The organism is Pseudomonas sp. GL_139_B (assembly GCF_057834475.1).
The window spans coordinates 4,830,212-4,844,240 of sequence record NZ_CM174403.1 but is presented as its reverse complement, the minus strand read 5'-3'; the positions used below and the strand labels follow the sequence as shown (position 1 = coordinate 4,844,240).

Annotated in this window: 15 protein-coding genes; 8 read left to right on the top strand and 7 right to left on the bottom strand. The window is 59.1% G+C overall.

Going from position 1 to position 14,029, the window contains the following annotated elements; translation table 11 throughout:
* Window positions 1-8: 8 nt before the first annotated feature.
* Window positions 9-1,361 (top strand): GntP family permease, encoded by a 1,353-nt coding sequence (locus AC3ISI_RS22170; protein ID WP_489333808.1) that lies wholly within the window; start codon window positions 9-11, stop codon window positions 1,359-1,361.
* A 154-nt stretch (window positions 1,362-1,515) separates the two neighbouring features.
* On the opposite strand, the gene alaC is transcribed toward AC3ISI_RS22170, so the two are convergent.
* Window positions 1,516-2,727: an alanine transaminase gene (alaC, locus tag AC3ISI_RS22165; protein ID WP_489333807.1), complete on the bottom strand. Its 1,212-nt coding sequence runs from the start codon at window positions 2,725-2,727 to the stop codon at window positions 1,516-1,518.
* Window positions 2,728-2,865: 138 nt separating this feature from the next.
* Between alaC and AC3ISI_RS22160 the strand changes: the two genes are divergently transcribed.
* From AC3ISI_RS22160 to AC3ISI_RS22150, 3 genes are all read left to right on the top strand, one after another.
* Entirely contained in the window at window positions 2,866-3,528 is a 663-nt protein-coding gene (locus AC3ISI_RS22160; RefSeq protein WP_489333806.1) for a LysE family translocator, read from the top strand.
* 66 nt (window positions 3,529-3,594) lie between these two features.
* Window positions 3,595-4,080, top strand: a complete 486-nt coding sequence (locus AC3ISI_RS22155) for a GyrI-like domain-containing protein (protein WP_489333805.1) — start codon at window positions 3,595-3,597, stop codon at window positions 4,078-4,080.
* Window positions 4,081-4,176: 96 nt separating this feature from the next.
* Entirely contained in the window at window positions 4,177-4,665 is a 489-nt protein-coding gene (locus AC3ISI_RS22150) for a GNAT family N-acetyltransferase (protein ID WP_489333804.1), read from the top strand.
* A 124-nt stretch (window positions 4,666-4,789) separates the two neighbouring features.
* On the opposite strand, the gene AC3ISI_RS22145 is transcribed toward AC3ISI_RS22150, so the two are convergent.
* Entirely contained in the window at window positions 4,790-5,275 is a 486-nt protein-coding gene (locus AC3ISI_RS22145) for a GNAT family N-acetyltransferase (RefSeq protein ID WP_489333803.1), read from the bottom strand.
* A gap of 141 nt (window positions 5,276-5,416) precedes the next feature.
* Here AC3ISI_RS22145 and AC3ISI_RS22140 point away from each other — a divergent pair, with 141 nt between their 5' ends.
* The 3 genes from AC3ISI_RS22140 (at window position 5,417) to AC3ISI_RS22130 (ending at window position 7,615) form a co-directional block, all read left to right on the top strand.
* A complete protein-coding gene (locus AC3ISI_RS22140; protein ID WP_489333802.1) occupies window positions 5,417-5,842 on the top strand; it encodes a YybH family protein in 426 nt (141 codons plus the stop codon).
* Window positions 5,843-5,909: 67 nt separating this feature from the next.
* Window positions 5,910-6,254, top strand: coding sequence for a YciI family protein (locus AC3ISI_RS22135; RefSeq protein WP_310350499.1), 345 nt, complete (start codon window positions 5,910-5,912; stop codon window positions 6,252-6,254).
* A 125-nt stretch (window positions 6,255-6,379) separates the two neighbouring features.
* A complete protein-coding gene (locus tag AC3ISI_RS22130; RefSeq protein ID WP_489333801.1) occupies window positions 6,380-7,615 on the top strand; it encodes an RNA polymerase sigma factor in 1,236 nt (411 codons plus the stop codon).
* A gap of 98 nt (window positions 7,616-7,713) precedes the next feature.
* Here AC3ISI_RS22130 and AC3ISI_RS22125 read toward each other — a convergent pair whose 3' ends face one another.
* Window positions 7,714-8,568 carry a LysR family transcriptional regulator gene (locus tag AC3ISI_RS22125; protein ID WP_489333800.1) on the bottom strand — a complete coding sequence of 285 codons (855 nt, stop codon included), beginning with the start codon at window positions 8,566-8,568 and terminating at the stop codon, window positions 7,714-7,716.
* 90 nt (window positions 8,569-8,658) lie between these two features.
* On the opposite strand from AC3ISI_RS22125, the gene AC3ISI_RS22120 reads away from it, so the two are divergent.
* A complete protein-coding gene (locus tag AC3ISI_RS22120) occupies window positions 8,659-9,096 on the top strand; it encodes a multidrug/biocide efflux PACE transporter (protein WP_489333799.1) in 438 nt (145 codons plus the stop codon).
* A 48-nt stretch (window positions 9,097-9,144) separates the two neighbouring features.
* Here AC3ISI_RS22120 and AC3ISI_RS22115 read toward each other — a convergent pair whose 3' ends face one another.
* The 4 genes from AC3ISI_RS22115 to AC3ISI_RS22100 form a co-directional block, all read right to left on the bottom strand.
* Window positions 9,145-10,761, bottom strand: a complete 1,617-nt coding sequence (locus AC3ISI_RS22115; RefSeq protein ID WP_489333798.1) for an inorganic phosphate transporter — start codon at window positions 10,759-10,761, stop codon at window positions 9,145-9,147.
* 135 nt (window positions 10,762-10,896) lie between these two features.
* The gene (locus AC3ISI_RS22110; protein WP_489333797.1) at window positions 10,897-11,919 is read right to left on the bottom strand and encodes a transporter; all 1,023 of its coding nucleotides are present in this window, start codon (window positions 11,917-11,919) and stop codon (window positions 10,897-10,899) included.
* 383 nt (window positions 11,920-12,302) lie between these two features.
* Window positions 12,303-12,611 (bottom strand): PepSY domain-containing protein, encoded by a 309-nt coding sequence (locus AC3ISI_RS22105; RefSeq protein WP_489333796.1) that lies wholly within the window; start codon window positions 12,609-12,611, stop codon window positions 12,303-12,305.
* A 169-nt stretch (window positions 12,612-12,780) separates the two neighbouring features.
* Window positions 12,781-13,908 (bottom strand): glycerophosphodiester phosphodiesterase, encoded by a 1,128-nt coding sequence (locus AC3ISI_RS22100; RefSeq protein ID WP_489333795.1) that lies wholly within the window; start codon window positions 13,906-13,908, stop codon window positions 12,781-12,783.
* Window positions 13,909-14,029: the final 121 nt, after the last annotated feature.

Below are 14,029 nucleotides of genomic sequence, written 5' to 3'. Positions count from 1 at the left end.
CACCCCTAATGTTTGGCATGTCCCACGAGACGTTCCTGCTGCTCGATGCAGTGGTCACGGTGATCGGGCTTATCTTCCTGATCACCAAGTTCAAGTTCCACCCGTTTATTGCCCTGATCATCGCCGCAGCCTTTCTCGGGCTGACCTCCGGCATGCCGATCGGCACCGTCATCAAGGCGTTCCAGGACGGCTTTGGTGGGGTGCTTGGTTTTGTCGGGATCATCCTGGCGCTGGGCACCATGCTTGGCAAAATGATGGCCGAGTCGGGTGGGGCGGATCAGATTGCCCAGACCCTGATTCGCGCGTTCGGCAAGGATAAAGTGCAGTGGGCGATGATGTTCGCGGCCTTCCTGGTCGGCATTCCGCTGTTCTTCGAAATCGGCTTCGTACTGCTGATTCCGCTGGTTTTCATCGTAGCGCGCCGCACTGGCGTGTCGATTATCAAGATCGGTATCCCGTTGCTGGCCGGTCTGTCCGCCGTGCACGGTCTGGTTCCGCCGCACCCGGGTCCGTTGCTGGCCATCGGGGTGTTCGGTGCCGACATTGGTAAAACCATTCTCTACGGCCTGATCGTCGCGCTGCCAACGGCCATCATTGCCGGCCCGATCTACGGTACGTTCATTGCCAAGTACATCCCAGGTCATCCAAATCAGGAACTGGTGGATCAGCTGGCGCACGAGCCTGAGACGGCCGACCTGCCAAGCTTCAGCATCACGCTGATCACAGTGCTGCTGCCGGTGTTCCTGATGTTGCTCAAGACCTTTGCCGACGTGGTGCTGCCAGACGGCAATTTCGTACGCTCCTTCATGGACCTGATCGGTCACCCGATTTCGGCGTTGCTGTTGGCGCTGCTGCTGTCGCTGTACACCTTCGGTCACCGTCAGGGCATCGATTCGAAACGCATTCTGAAATGGCTCGATGCGAGCCTCGCGCCGACTGCCGCGATCATTCTGATCATCGGTGCCGGTGGTGGCTTCAAGCAGATGCTGGTAACCAGCGGTGTGGGTGACGTGATCGGCCACATGGCGGTGAACGCTCAGATCTCGCCGATTCTGTTGGCGTGGCTGGTGGCGGCGGTGATTCGCGTGGCAACCGGTTCGGCCACTGTGGCGACTATTACCGGCGCGGGCATTGTGGTGCCGGTGGTGGGGATGATTCCGGGTGTTAACCGTGAGCTGCTGGTGTTGGCCACCGGTGCCGGTTCGTTGGTCCTGTCTCACGTCAACGACGCGGGCTTCTGGCTGGTGAAGCAGTACTTCAACATGACCGTGGCGGAAACATTCAAGACCTGGACCGCGATGGAAACCATCCTGTCCGTGGTTGCGCTGGGCTTTATCCTGCTGCTGTCGATGTTCGTTTAAGCGACACTGCAAAACAAATGTGGGAGCTGGCTTTTGTGGGAGCTGGCTTGCCTGCGATGGCATCGACTCGGTCTGACGTTAAACCGAGTTGTCTGCATCGCGGGCAAGCCCGGCTCCCACAAAGGCTCGCTCCCACAGTGTTATGTGTCAGCTATCAGGATTTGGTGGCTAACCCATCCGCCCTGAACATCCCGCGAATCCCGCGCACGGCCTGACGAATCCGGTCCTGGTTTTCGATCAGCGCGAAGCGCACATGATCATCCCCATACTCACCAAAGCCCACGCCCGGCGAGACGCAGACCTTGGCCTCGGCCAGCAGTTTCTTGGCGAATTCAAGTGAGCCCAGGTGTGCATAAGCCTCGGGAATCTTGGCCCAGACGTACATCGACGCCTTCGGATTCTCGACCATCCAGCCCAGTTCATGCAGGCCTTTGACCAGCACGTTGCGCCGCTGCCGATACTGCTCGGCGATGTCTTTGACGCATTGCTGATCGCCTTCCAGCGCCGCAATCGCAGCGACTTGCAACGGGGTGAAAGTACCGTAGTCGTGGTAACTCTTGATCCGCGCCAGGGCGTTGACCAGTTCCGGGTTGCCGACCATGAAACCGATCCGCCAACCCGCCATGTTGTAGCTCTTGGACAGAGTGAAAAACTCCACCGCAATGTCCTTGGCGCCCGGCACTTGCATGATCGACGGGGCTTTCCAGCCGTCGTAGACGATGTCGGCGTAAGCCAGGTCGTGCACCACCAGTACGTCGTACTGTTTGGCGAGGGCGATCACGCGTTCGAAGAAATCCAGCTCCACGCATTGCGCGGTGGGGTTGGACGGGAAGCCGAGGATCATCATTTTCGGTTTCGGGATCGAGCCGCGAATCGCCCGTTCCAGTTCGGCGAAGAAATCCACCCCCGGAATCAGCGGCACCGAACGCACCTGGGCGCCGGCAATCACGGCACCGTAGATGTGAATCGGATAACTCGGATTCGGTACCAGCACGGTGTCGCCCTGATCCAGGGTCGCCAGCATCAAGTGCGCCAGGCCTTCCTTGGAACCGATGGTGACAATGGCCTCGGTTTCCGGGTCGATGTCGACCTCGTAGCGATCCTTGTACCAATTGGAAATCGCCCGGCGCAGACGCGGAATGCCTTTGGAGGTCGAGTAGCCGTGGGTGTCTTCGCGCTGGGCGACCTGCACGAGTTTTTCGACAATGTGCGGCGGGGTCGGGCCGTCAGGGTTGCCCATGCTCAAGTCGATGATGTCTTCGCCACGACGACGGGCGGCCATCTTCAGCTCGGCAGTGATATTGAAAACGTAAGGGGGGAGTCGATCTATGCGCGCAAAGCGGCGCGGCGAACCTTGTTCGGCCATTGTTGCCTCGATAACGTAAGCGCCCGGAACCGTCCGAGCGACGCTGGCCACTGCGGTGGCCTGTTGCGGAAGATAAGGGCAGTCGTGGCACACTGTCCAGTCAGTGTGTAAACAAATTTTTCCGAAGGAAATCGGTTGATGGAATTTAGCAGCGGCTTCTTGCTGAGCCTTTCGTTGTGCCTGGATATCGGCGTGGCCAATATCGCGATGATCACCCTGGCCATGCAACGCGGCTATTTCCAAGGCTTTGCGCTGGGGTTGGGGACCTGTGTCGGTGACCTGATCTACGCGGTGCTGGCGCTGGCGGGCATGACCGTTTTGCTGCAATACGAAACCGTGCGCTGGGTGCTGTGGATTGGCGGTTCGGCGTTGCTCATCTATTTCGCGGCGAAGATGATCTATTCGGCGATTCACCACGAAGCGGCATTGGCGCAAGCCGAAGAGGAAGAGCAGAACTCCCATCGCAAAGAGTTTTTCCGCGGGATCTTCCTCGCCATGTCCTCGCCCAGCGCCATCCTGTGGTTCGCGGCGGTGGGCGGTACGCTGATCGCCCGTTCCGGCGGCGGGGGTGCCCTCAGTTCGGCGCTGTTTCTCGGCGGATTCCTCTGCGCAGGTCTGCTCTGGAGCGCAGGTTTGTGCTTTGCCGCGAGCCACGGCGGCAAGTTGCTGGGCGACAAACTGCTCCGTTATTCCTACATGGCATCGGCGGCGATCTTCTGCTATTTCGCGGTCTACGTGATCCTATCGGGTTACAACGAGTTTGTTGGCGCGGCGGCCGTCGAACAGTTGCACGCCCTGTAAGTGGGCGAATCTGGTTTGGCTTCTATACTCCCAGCCGAACCCATTTTTAAGCTCAGGAGTTGAGTCATGGATGAGCAAACAGGCGCCGAAGTAATGGAACCACGCTTCGAACACGGACACTTCCTGCTGATCGCAGGGCTTGGTGGACAATTTACCCAACAAACCACCGCAGGCATTCCCGCGCTCTGGGAAAAATTCAATCCGCACATCGGCAATATTCCCGGACAAAAAGGCGAAGTGACCTACGGCGTCTGCTGCAATTTCGATGGCAAGGGTGGCTTCGATTACATTGCCGGCGTCGAGATCAGCAAGCTCGACGATTTGCCCGACGAGTACCGCTGGGTAGAGGTTCAGCCTCAGTATTACGCGGTGTTCGAGCACAAGGGGCCGCTGGAGTCCTTGCCGCAGACCTTTCGCTACATCTGCGATACTTGGCTACCCAAGTCCGGACATCAGGCGGCAGACGCTCCGGAGTTCGAACGCTACAGCGAAGACTTCAACCCGAAGCTCAACACCGGCAAGCTGGAAATCTGGCTGCCAATCAAAGGCTGAACACCTGCATCGAGAGGCGGATTGGTGATTCGTCTCTCGATGTCGTGTGGAGGCTGATTTATGATCCCCGACCTTTCCATCTGATTGCGACCTGCCATGAACACAGTCATCCGCCACGTCACGCCTGCTGATCTGGACCGTTGCTATGCCATCGAGACCGTTGCCTACGAAGGCGACGAAGCCGCCACCCGGGAAAAAATCGCCACCCGCATCGCCACCTGGCCCGAAGGTTTCATCGTGGCTGAAGTCGACGGTGTGGTAGCCGGTTTCATTAACTCCGGTGCGGCGTTTGAAGTGGAGATGTCGGACGAAGCGTTCAAGGAACTGATCGGCCACGACCCGGCCGGCCCGCATGTGGTGATCATGTCGGTGGTGGTGCACCCGGATTATCAAGGGCAGGGACTGGCGAAACGGTTGATGGGCGAGTTCATTGAGCGCATGCGCGCATTGGGCAAGGTCAGCATTCACCTGATGTGCAAGGAGCGGCATATCCCGCTGTACGCCGGGTTTGGCTTTGCCTACATCAAACCGTCGGCCTCGGACCATGGCGGGATGGCGTGGCATGAGATGGTGTTGGATTTATAAGTCCGCCGAAGATCCCCTGTAGGAGTGAGCCTGCTCGCGATAGCAGTGTGTCAGTCACCAACGAAGTTGAATGTGATGACCTCATCGCGAGCAGGCTCACTCCTACATCTATGGTTACCCCTTTTCAGAAAACCAGCCCCATTCGCCGCTCATAACCAATCCGCCCCTTGTAGGCTTCTCCACTGTCGACCCAGCCGAACTTTGCGTAAAGCGCGATAGCCGGCTCATTGTCCGCATCCACCGACAATTCCAGTCCCTTTATCTCCGGAAACGCCTGGCGCGCCACCTCGGGCAGCGCTTGCAGGCAGGCTTTGCCATAACCTTTTCCCTGAGCACGTTGATCGACTTGCAGCGCATGCAAAGTGGCACTGTGTTCATCTGCCCAAGCCGGCAGCACCGGTGGGCGCTTGAGCAGCAAAAAAGCCACGGGAGCGTCCTCGACCAGCAGCGCAAATCCTTTGACGCCGGGGCTGGGTTTGGACAACAGGGAGTGCAATGCTCCGTGAATGTCGCCGCTGAATTTAATTTGTTCTTTGTGCACTTCGATGGCCTCGACCTGCTGGCGCTGGTGCGCGTTCAGGCTTTCGTAAGGCACGAGTCGGGCTGTCACTGGAGTGTCCTTTTTCCAACACGAATGAGCCTCGGATTCTAGCGAGTTTGCGCCGATGGATTATTTTTATTTGGGCTGTCGATTTGGTTTTTTGCCGAACGACTAAGGGTGTATTCACAACAAAAACCACGGAGAAGCCCCATGAGCGCTACACACGAAATCCAGACCCTGATCGACACCTATCGCCAGGCCGTCATCTCCAAGGATGTCGACAGAATCATGGCCCTGTATGCCGAGGACATCGTCTCCTATGACGCGGTCAAGGCCTTGCAATTCCGGGGCAAGGCCGCCTACCGCGCGCATTGGCTGGAGTGCATGGAAATGTGCCAGGGCCCGCACAAGTTCGACTTCGACCACATGAACATCGTGGCGGACGAGCACATCGCCTTCGCCCATTGGCTGGCTCATTGCGGTGGCACCAACGATAAGGGCGAAACCCAGGCCTGCTGGATGCGCGTGACCGCTTGCTATCGTCGCGACGCCGGCCAATGGCGGATTGTCCACGAACACTGGTCGGCCCCGTTCGACATGGTCAGTGGCACTGCGCTGTTCAATCTGGAGCCCTGATCGTCGGGAATTTCGCCAGCGCGTCAATCTGCAGCCATAGTTGATTCGTTCGATTCAGGAGAGCCACATGAAATACCTATGCCTGGTCTACAGCAACGAGCACACCTTGCACTCGCTGCCCGAGAGCCCGAACGACGCCGAGTGCATGGCTTACGCCGAGTCGGTTCAAGGCAGTGGCCGGATGCTCGCGGCCGAGGCGCTGGAGTCGGTGCAGACCGCCACCACCGTGCGCATGCGAAACGGCAAGATGTCGATCACCGACGGCCCGTTCGCCGAAACCAAGGAACAATTGGCCGGCTTCTACCTGATCGATGCCAGGGACCTCAATGAAGCGCTCCAGGTCGCCGGCAACATCCCTGCGGCCCGCGTCGGCTGTGTCGAGGTGCGTCCCGTTCGCCAGTTGAATGCTTGAATAACAAGAACCAAAAAGGAGACCTGCATGAGTCCGCCATCGGCTGAAAGAACGACTGCCCAATTCCAGTTATCCGTCAGTCGCTTGACCGAGGAAACGCTGGTCACCAAAGGCATACCGGACTGATGCCTGGCGCCTCGGTGCAGGCCCGGGTCGAGCAGGTTTACCGCGAAGACTCGCGGCGGATCCTCGCGACGCTGATTCGTTTGCTGGGGGATTTCGACCTCGCGGAAGAGGCGCTGCACGAGGCCTTTTTCGTTGCGCTGGAGCGTTGGCAGCGTGATGGCGTGCCGGATAATCCGCGCACTTGGCTGGTGTCCACCGGGCGATTCAAGGCGATTGATGTGTTGCGCCGGCGCGCGCGATTCGCAGCGTCCCGGCCGCTGCTGATTGCGCAGGCCGAGGCGCTGGAGCAGGCCGTCTGGAGTGAAGAAGACGTGGAAGACGATCGACTGCGCCTGATCTTCACCTGCTGCCACCCGGCACTCGCAGCGGACGCTCAAGTGCCACTGACCTTGCGCGAAGTCTGCGACCTGACCACTGAAGAAATCGCCCGTGCGTTTCTCTCGTCGCCCGCCACCATCGCTCAGCGCATCGTGCGAGCGAAAGCGAAAATTCGTGATGCGAAAATCCCTTATCAAGTGCCGACACTGGCGCAATTGCCCGAGCGTCTCGACAGCGTTTTGCGGGTGATTTACCTGGTGTTCAACGAAGGTTACTCAGCGTCCATCGGTGCTGAAGTGACACGTGCAGATCTGACGCGCGAGGCGATTCGACTGGGGCGGTTATTGATGGACTTGTTGCCGGAATCGGAGGTGATAGGGCTGCTGGCGTTGATGTTGCTGCACGAGTCGCGACGCCCGGCCCGGACGTCGCCCGATGGTGAATTGATTGTGCTGGATGAGCAGGACCGTTCGTTGTGGGACGCCGAGATGATTACTGAAGGGTGTGCGCTGGTGGAAGCGGCGCTGACCACCGGGCAGTTCGGGCCGTATGGCCTGCAAGCGGCGATTGCGGCCGTGCATGCTGAAGCGCCTTCGGCGGCTGAAACGGACTGGGAGCAGATCGTCGGACTGTATGACGTGCTGCTGGCGGCCGTGCCTTCGCCGGTGATCGAGTTGAATCGCGCGGCGGCGATCTCTCGAAGGGATGGGCCGTTGGCGGGGCTGATGTTGGTTGAAGCAATTTTGAATCGGGGCGAATTGCTGGATTACCACTTGGCGCACTCGGCTCGGGCGGAGTTTTGTCGGCAGTTGGGGCGGATGGAGGAGGCGCGGGTGGCGTATGAACGGGCGCTGGAGCTGACGCAGCAAGTGCCGGAGCGGCGGTTTCTTGAAGCGCGGATCAAGGCGTTGGAGTGATGTGAGTTTGAGGCCCTTATCGCGAGCGGGCTCGCTCCCACAGGGTTAGCGCCAATCCTGTGGGAGTGAGCCTGCTCGCGATAAGGGCCGAAGGACCTTCATTCCAGCATCTTGCCCAGCAGCCAACTCCCCGCCGGCCCCGGTGGATGCTGGCGCGACCACAGTGCATCGACAAACACCGGTTTCGGCCAACCGCGTACCTCAAGTTCCTGCAACGAGCCCGGACCAAACCGTTCCACCAGCCACCGTGGCAACGGCGCCCAGCCAAATCCGCCCTGGGCCATCTCCAGCAGCATCAAATAACTCGGCGCCGACCAGACGCGTCCCTTCGCCCGACTTTCATACGGATTGACGATGGTTGCCAGACGCAGTTCACGGTGCTGTTGCAGCACGTCCTGATCGATATGATCGAGTGCCGCCAATGGATGCGCAGGGGAGACGAACAACGCGATTTCCGTGCGTTCCTCGACAGTCGAACTGACCAGATCCGGCGGATAGCTGTCCTGCATTTCAGCGAACGCCACCTGTGCTCGACCGCGCTGCACCAGTGCAATCAAGTCATCGCACTCGGCAATCAGGCATTCGAGTTCAAGGTCCGGGTAGCGTTGCTCGAACGCACCGAGCGCGGCTTCGAAACGATCGGATTGATAGGTGTCGGAAATCGCCACGGTCAGTTTTGGCTCGACGCCTTGTGACAGCTGGCTGGCGGTGATTTCCAGTCGACTGGTGGCAGCCAGAATCTCCTCGGCCCGTTGCAGCATCACATGCCCGGCCGGGGTCAAGCTGGGTTTGCGGCTGCTGCGGTCGAACAGCACAAGGTTCAAATCGATTTCCAGACTGGCCACCGCCGCGCTGATGGTCGACTGGCTGCGCCCCAGTTTGCGCGCCGCTGCGGAAAACGAACCTTGGGTCGCCGCCTCAACAAAGGCCAGCAACACTTCGTGAGAGGCCATGAACTATCGCCTTGATCGATGGTTATTGGTTATGAAGTATCGGTGTGGCAAGGGATCATGGCAACCACAGTCACTCAGAGGAGTCTGGCCATGAGCGTCAACAAATCCATCACTGAACGTATTTTCCAGGCCGTCGGTTTCGAACTGCTGGCCATCCTGATCTGTACCCCGTTGCTGGCCTGGATCATGGACAAACCGATGCTCGACATGGGCGTCGTCACCATGGCCATCGCGGCCCTGGCCCTGGCCTGGAACGTGGTTTTCAACGGTCTGTTCGACCGCGTGCTCAAGCGCTACGAGATGGCTCACACCGCGTGGGTCCGGGTTATCCATGCGTTGCTGTTTGAGGGGGGGCTGGTGGCGGCCGGTGTGCCGCTGATTGCCTGGTGGCTGAAGATCGGCCTGTGGGAAGCGTTCCTGCTCGACATCGGTGTGCTGCTGTTTTTCCTGCCGTACACCTACCTCTATCACTGGGTATACGACGTGGTGCGGGAGCGGATGGTGACGCGCACTGCTTGCGAAGGATGAACGTGTTGAGCGGGCTGATGATCAGCCCGCATTTTCAATTTTCGGTGATCAGAACAGTTGGGTGAATAACCAGTACAAGCTGCCCGACAACAGGATCGCCGCTGGCAAGGTCAGCACCCAGGCCATCAGCAAGTTACGGATGGTCGTCATCTGTAAACCGCCACCGTTGGCGACCATGGTCCCGGCCACCCCCGACGACAACACGTGGGTGGTCGACACCGGCAGGCCGAACATATCCGCCGCGCCAATCGTCAACATGGCCACGGTTTCCGCCGAGGCGCCTTGGGCGTAGGTCAGATGGGTCTTGCCGATCTTCTCGCCGACGGTCACCACGATGCGCTTCCAGCCCACCATGGTGCCCAATCCGAGCGCAATCGCCACGGCGATCTTGACCCACAACGGAATAAACCGCGTGGAGTTGTCGATCTGTTGCTTGAACAATTGCAGCTTGGCGCTGGTGTCGGCGTCGAAGTTACCGACCTTGTTCTTGTCCATCAGGCGAATGGTTTCGCTGGTCAGGTACATGTCGTTCCGCACGTTGCCCACGGCCTCGGCCGGCACTTGGGACAGCGAGCCGTAACCCTTGACCTGAGCGCCAATGCTGCCGGTGAGGGCGGCAAGCGCTGGTACCAGTTGCGGCGTGGCTTCCTTGGTACGCACGAAGTCAGACAGCACCGGGCGCGGGTCGGGCGGGGCCAGCTGCGGCGCAGCCTTGACCAACGCTTGCTGGGTCACTTGCGCCACCGCGGCAAACTGCAACGCCTGGTCGGCCGGCATGGCGCGGTTCAGCGCGTAGGCCATGGGCAGCGTGCCGACCAGAATCAACATGATCAGGCCCATGCCTTTCTGGCCATCGTTGGAGCCGTGGGCAAATGACACACCGGTGCAGGTCACAATCAACATGCCGCGAATCCACCACGGTGGCGGGGTGTTGCCTTCGGGGGCCTTGTACAGCGAGCGGTTCTTGACGAAGGCGCGCAGGGCCAGCAACAGCAAAGCGGCGAAACCAAAACCGACCAGCGGCGAGAGCAGCAACGCATAACCGATCTTGGTCGCCTGCGCCCAGTCCACACCGCTGGTGCCGTCACGGCCGTGCATCAGGGCATTGGCCACGCCGACGCCGATGATCGAACCGATCAGCGTGTGCGAAGACGAGGCCGGCAAGCCCAGCCACCAAGTGCCGAGGTTCCACAGGATCGCGGCGATCAACAGGGCGAAGATCATGGCAAAACCGGCGGAGGAGCCGACTTGCAGAATCAGTTCCACCGGCAACAGGGCAATGATGCCGAACGCCACCGCGCCGCTGGACAGCAGCACGCCGAGGAAGTTGAAGAACCCGGACCAGGCCACCGCGAAATTCGGCGGCATCGAGTTGGTGTAGATCACCGTCGCCACGGCGTTGGCGGTGTCATGGAAACCGTTGACGAACTCAAAGCCGAGGGCGATCAGCAGCGCCACGCCCAGCAGCAAATACGGGGTCCAGGTGGTGACCACCGTGCCGATTTCTTTCACATCGCGCATCAGGCTATAAGCGGTGAACAGCAAGCCGATGGCCAACACGCCGAAAAAAATCACCAGCGTGAACGCGCTGGGTTTTTTGTCGAGTTGCGGTCTGGCGCTGCTGGCGGGTGCCTGAGCTTTGGCGGAGAAGGAAGGAGTAGCCATCACGGACAATCCTGAGGAGGGGGGAATGTCAGTGATGGTCGTTCCTATTTGTTACAGGGTGACTGCTCCAAATCAGGGTTTTGGGTTTTTGTTATTCCGTTGATCCGAATCCACTGCTACAGGGCACGGTGCGGTTCAGTAATCCTGGCGCTTACGAAACGCCCAACGTCCCGCAATCACGGTAAACGTTGCGACCAGCGCCACCAGAATCCAGAACCCTTCCGGGTCGCCCGAAAGCGGCACCCCGCCGACATTCATGCCAAAGAAACCGGCAATGATGTTGATCGGCAACGCCAGCACCGTCACCACCGTCAGGGTGAACAGGGTGCGGTTGCTTTGTTCATTGAGGTTGGCGGCGATTTCTTCCTGCAACAGCTTGATCCGCTCACCCAGCGCCGTGAGGTCGTTGATGATCAACGCAAACTCCTCGGTGGACTTGCGCAGTTCCTTGACGTCCTCCTTCTGCAGCCATTGCGGCGGACGATTGAGCAGGCGCAGCAACGAACCTGGCTCCAGCGCCAGCAGGCGTTGCAGACGCACCAGCACCCGACGGTTGGCGCCGAGTTCGGCACGGTTGGTCGACAGCCGCGACGACAACAACTCATCTTCGATCTGATCGACGCTCTGGCTGGTCTTGCGCACGATCTGCGTCAGCACTTCGCCCTGATCGCGCAGCAGATGTACGAGCAACTCCAGTGGCGAGCGAAAACATTCACCGGCCTTCACCGAAGAGCGCAGCTTGTCCACTGAGTGCAGCGGTTGCAGGCGCGCGCTGATGATCAGCCGACTGCGGGCGCACACCCACAGCGTCGAGACATCCGATGAAATCATGCTGCTGAGGTTGAACACCACATCGTTGACCACCGCCAGCAGGGCCGAATCCACATGCTCGATGCGCGTAGACCGGGAGCCCTCGTGCAAGGCTTCGAAAAACTCCTCCGGCAACTCCAGGTGACTCTTCATCCAACGCTCGCACGCGGCGTGGGCCAGATTCAAATGCAGCCAGAGGAATTCGTCGTTGTCGTCGGGTTGTTGCAGATATTGCAATGCCCTGGCGGAATCGATCTCCCGACCGCGTTCACCGGGGCGAAAAACGAAACCGTAAAGCAGGCCGAACAGATCCGTGTCGCGATGGCTTTGGTCGATGCTGTGGTTCATGAGTGCTCGCAAGGGAGGCGCCTGTCGCGGGTTTTACAGGTTCACTTGAGCGGCATCATTGCAAGGAATTTTGACGGTTTTGTGACAGGTTGATGGCTGCGATTCAGCGGCACTACTGACGGCTGCGTGATCCGCTTTCCCGGGGTTGCCTTAATGCCAGTCAGTTAAGACGCAATACCTGTGGGAGCGAGCCTGCTCGCGATGGCGGATTGTCAGGCAACGCAAGTGTTGACTGTGCCGCCGTCATCGCGAGCAGGCTCGCTCCCACAAGGATTGCGGCGCTCAACGCCTTAACTGATCGGCATTAGGGCTTGCCTGTTATGCCCAGAGAGATGCAAAAAAGCCGCACGATTGGCAAATCGTGCGGCTTTTTGCGGTGTGTATCAGTCGTCTTGTTTGTTTTTCAGGACTTCGCCGGTGGCGGCATTCAAATCCACGTCCCATTCAACACCTTTGGCGTCGCGCAATTCGACTTCGTATTCGTAGCTGTTGAAGTGGTTGTCCAGATCGCTGTCGGTAATCGTTGCACCCGGGTGCAACTTCATAACGATCTGGTTCAGTTCTTCCAGCGGCTTGATCTTGCCGTCTTTGACCAACTGAGGGATCTGATCGACAGGAACGTCTTTAGCCTGCGCCAAGCCCGCGGTGAGTGTCAGGGCAGCAGCAGTGAACAGGGCAGTCAGGGTTTTCATGAGGTTCTTTCCTTGGATTGATCTGTTTAAGTGGGGTCAGATTAGCGGTGGCAACTTAATTCATCCTTAATTCCAGAAAGCCATAGCGGGCAAGCCCGCTCCCACAGGTTTGCCGCAGACCCTTTGTGGGAGCGTGGCTTGCCCGCGATGGCCGCGCCAAGGTCCCGAATCAATACCCGTTGTTCTGCAGCAACTGCGCAACCGTCCCCGCCGCCGGCCGCTTATAAAACTTCAACAACTCACTGGCCCGATTGGTAAAAATCCCATCCACCCCGGCATCCATCACCTTCTGGTAATCCACCGCGTCATCAATGGTGTACACATGCACCAACAAACCCTGATCGTGGGTGAATTGGTTCATCCACGGTTTAACCAGGTCTGAGTAGCTCTGATCGCCACCCTCGGTAAGCGCGGCGGAAGGGCCGGTGCCGATGGCGCCCTGGGCCTTGGCATATTCGACCCATTGCTGGAATTCGGCTTTGTCTTTCGGCTCTTGTTTGGCGTAGTAAGTGGCTTTGTCCTTGTCGCCGGACTCGGCAAACGTCACCTTGGATTGCGGTTCAATGCTGCCTTCGCCGACCCACAACAGCAAGATTTTCGGCACTGTCGGCATTTCTTGTTGCAGCAGTTCGAGGCTGCTCTTCTCGAAGGTTTGCAGCACCACTTTGCCTTTGCCCTGACCGACCGCCAAGTCACTCTTCGCCAGTTTCGAACCGGCCGGGCTCAACCAGCCACGGTCCTGCAACTTGTCCTTGAGGTCGCGCTCGATGCCGGGGAATTGCTTCGGCTCTTTGGTCTCGATGTACAAGCCCGGCTTGTGCAGGGGATTGCCCTGGGCGATGTCGATGATTTCGTCCAGGGTCAGGATTTTCAGACCCGCATAGGAAGGACGCGCGCGATCCGGGTAAGCGGTGTTGAACCAACTGCCGGCGTCGAGGGTTTTAAGCTCGGCCATTGTGAATGCGTTGGCCGGGCTGTCCTTGCGATCGGGGAACCTTGTAGCGACGTCGGTGGTGCGTTGCAGGTTATTGTCGTGCAGGGCAAACAGCACGCCGTCCTTGCTGCGTTGCAGGTCCATCTCAAGGTAATCGGCGCCCAAGTCGCGGGCCAGTGTGTAGGCGGGGGCGGTGGATTCCGGCGCATCGAAAGACGCGCCACGATGGGCGATCACTGCTGGGTGCGGAATGCCCAATCGGCTTGCCAGAGTGTTCGGGTCGGGCTCGCTGGCAGCCTGTGCCTGGCCGAGACCGAGCATTAGGCTCAGCAGCAGGGCGCTTTTTGTGAAGGTAACCGGCATGTCGAGATCCTTTCGCAGAGAGTTTTTCAAAGACGTCTCTTTTAACAACTGAGTGTTACCAGCGCTATCGCGAGACCGACATAAACGTGTTTAAAGCAGTTTTTTCAGCGCCGGTGTGCGC

Excerpts from the sequence above, each read along its gene's own strand:
- AC3ISI_RS22170 (WP_489333808.1), top strand. The coding sequence starts at position 9 with ATGTTTGGCATGTCCCACGAGACGTTCCTGCTGCTCGATGCAGTGGTC.
- alaC (WP_489333807.1), bottom strand. The coding sequence starts at position 2,727 with ATGGCCGAACAAGGTTCGCCGCGCCGCTTTGCGCGCATAGATCGACTC.
- AC3ISI_RS22160 (WP_489333806.1), top strand. The coding sequence starts at position 2,866 with ATGGAATTTAGCAGCGGCTTCTTGCTGAGCCTTTCGTTGTGCCTGGAT.
- AC3ISI_RS22155 (WP_489333805.1), top strand. The coding sequence starts at position 3,595 with ATGGATGAGCAAACAGGCGCCGAAGTAATGGAACCACGCTTCGAACAC.
- AC3ISI_RS22150 (WP_489333804.1), top strand. The coding sequence starts at position 4,177 with ATGAACACAGTCATCCGCCACGTCACGCCTGCTGATCTGGACCGTTGC.
- AC3ISI_RS22140 (WP_489333802.1), top strand. The coding sequence starts at position 5,417 with ATGAGCGCTACACACGAAATCCAGACCCTGATCGACACCTATCGCCAG.
- AC3ISI_RS22135 (WP_310350499.1), top strand. The coding sequence starts at position 5,910 with ATGAAATACCTATGCCTGGTCTACAGCAACGAGCACACCTTGCACTCG.
- AC3ISI_RS22130 (WP_489333801.1), top strand. The coding sequence starts at position 6,380 with ATGCCTGGCGCCTCGGTGCAGGCCCGGGTCGAGCAGGTTTACCGCGAA.
- AC3ISI_RS22125 (WP_489333800.1), bottom strand. The coding sequence starts at position 8,568 with ATGGCCTCTCACGAAGTGTTGCTGGCCTTTGTTGAGGCGGCGACCCAA.
- AC3ISI_RS22120 (WP_489333799.1), top strand. The coding sequence starts at position 8,659 with ATGAGCGTCAACAAATCCATCACTGAACGTATTTTCCAGGCCGTCGGT.
- AC3ISI_RS22115 (WP_489333798.1), bottom strand. The coding sequence starts at position 10,761 with ATGGCTACTCCTTCCTTCTCCGCCAAAGCTCAGGCACCCGCCAGCAGC.
- AC3ISI_RS22110 (WP_489333797.1), bottom strand. The coding sequence starts at position 11,919 with ATGAACCACAGCATCGACCAAAGCCATCGCGACACGGATCTGTTCGGC.
- AC3ISI_RS22105 (WP_489333796.1), bottom strand. The coding sequence starts at position 12,611 with ATGAAAACCCTGACTGCCCTGTTCACTGCTGCTGCCCTGACACTCACC.
- AC3ISI_RS22100 (WP_489333795.1), bottom strand. The coding sequence starts at position 13,908 with ATGCCGGTTACCTTCACAAAAAGCGCCCTGCTGCTGAGCCTAATGCTC.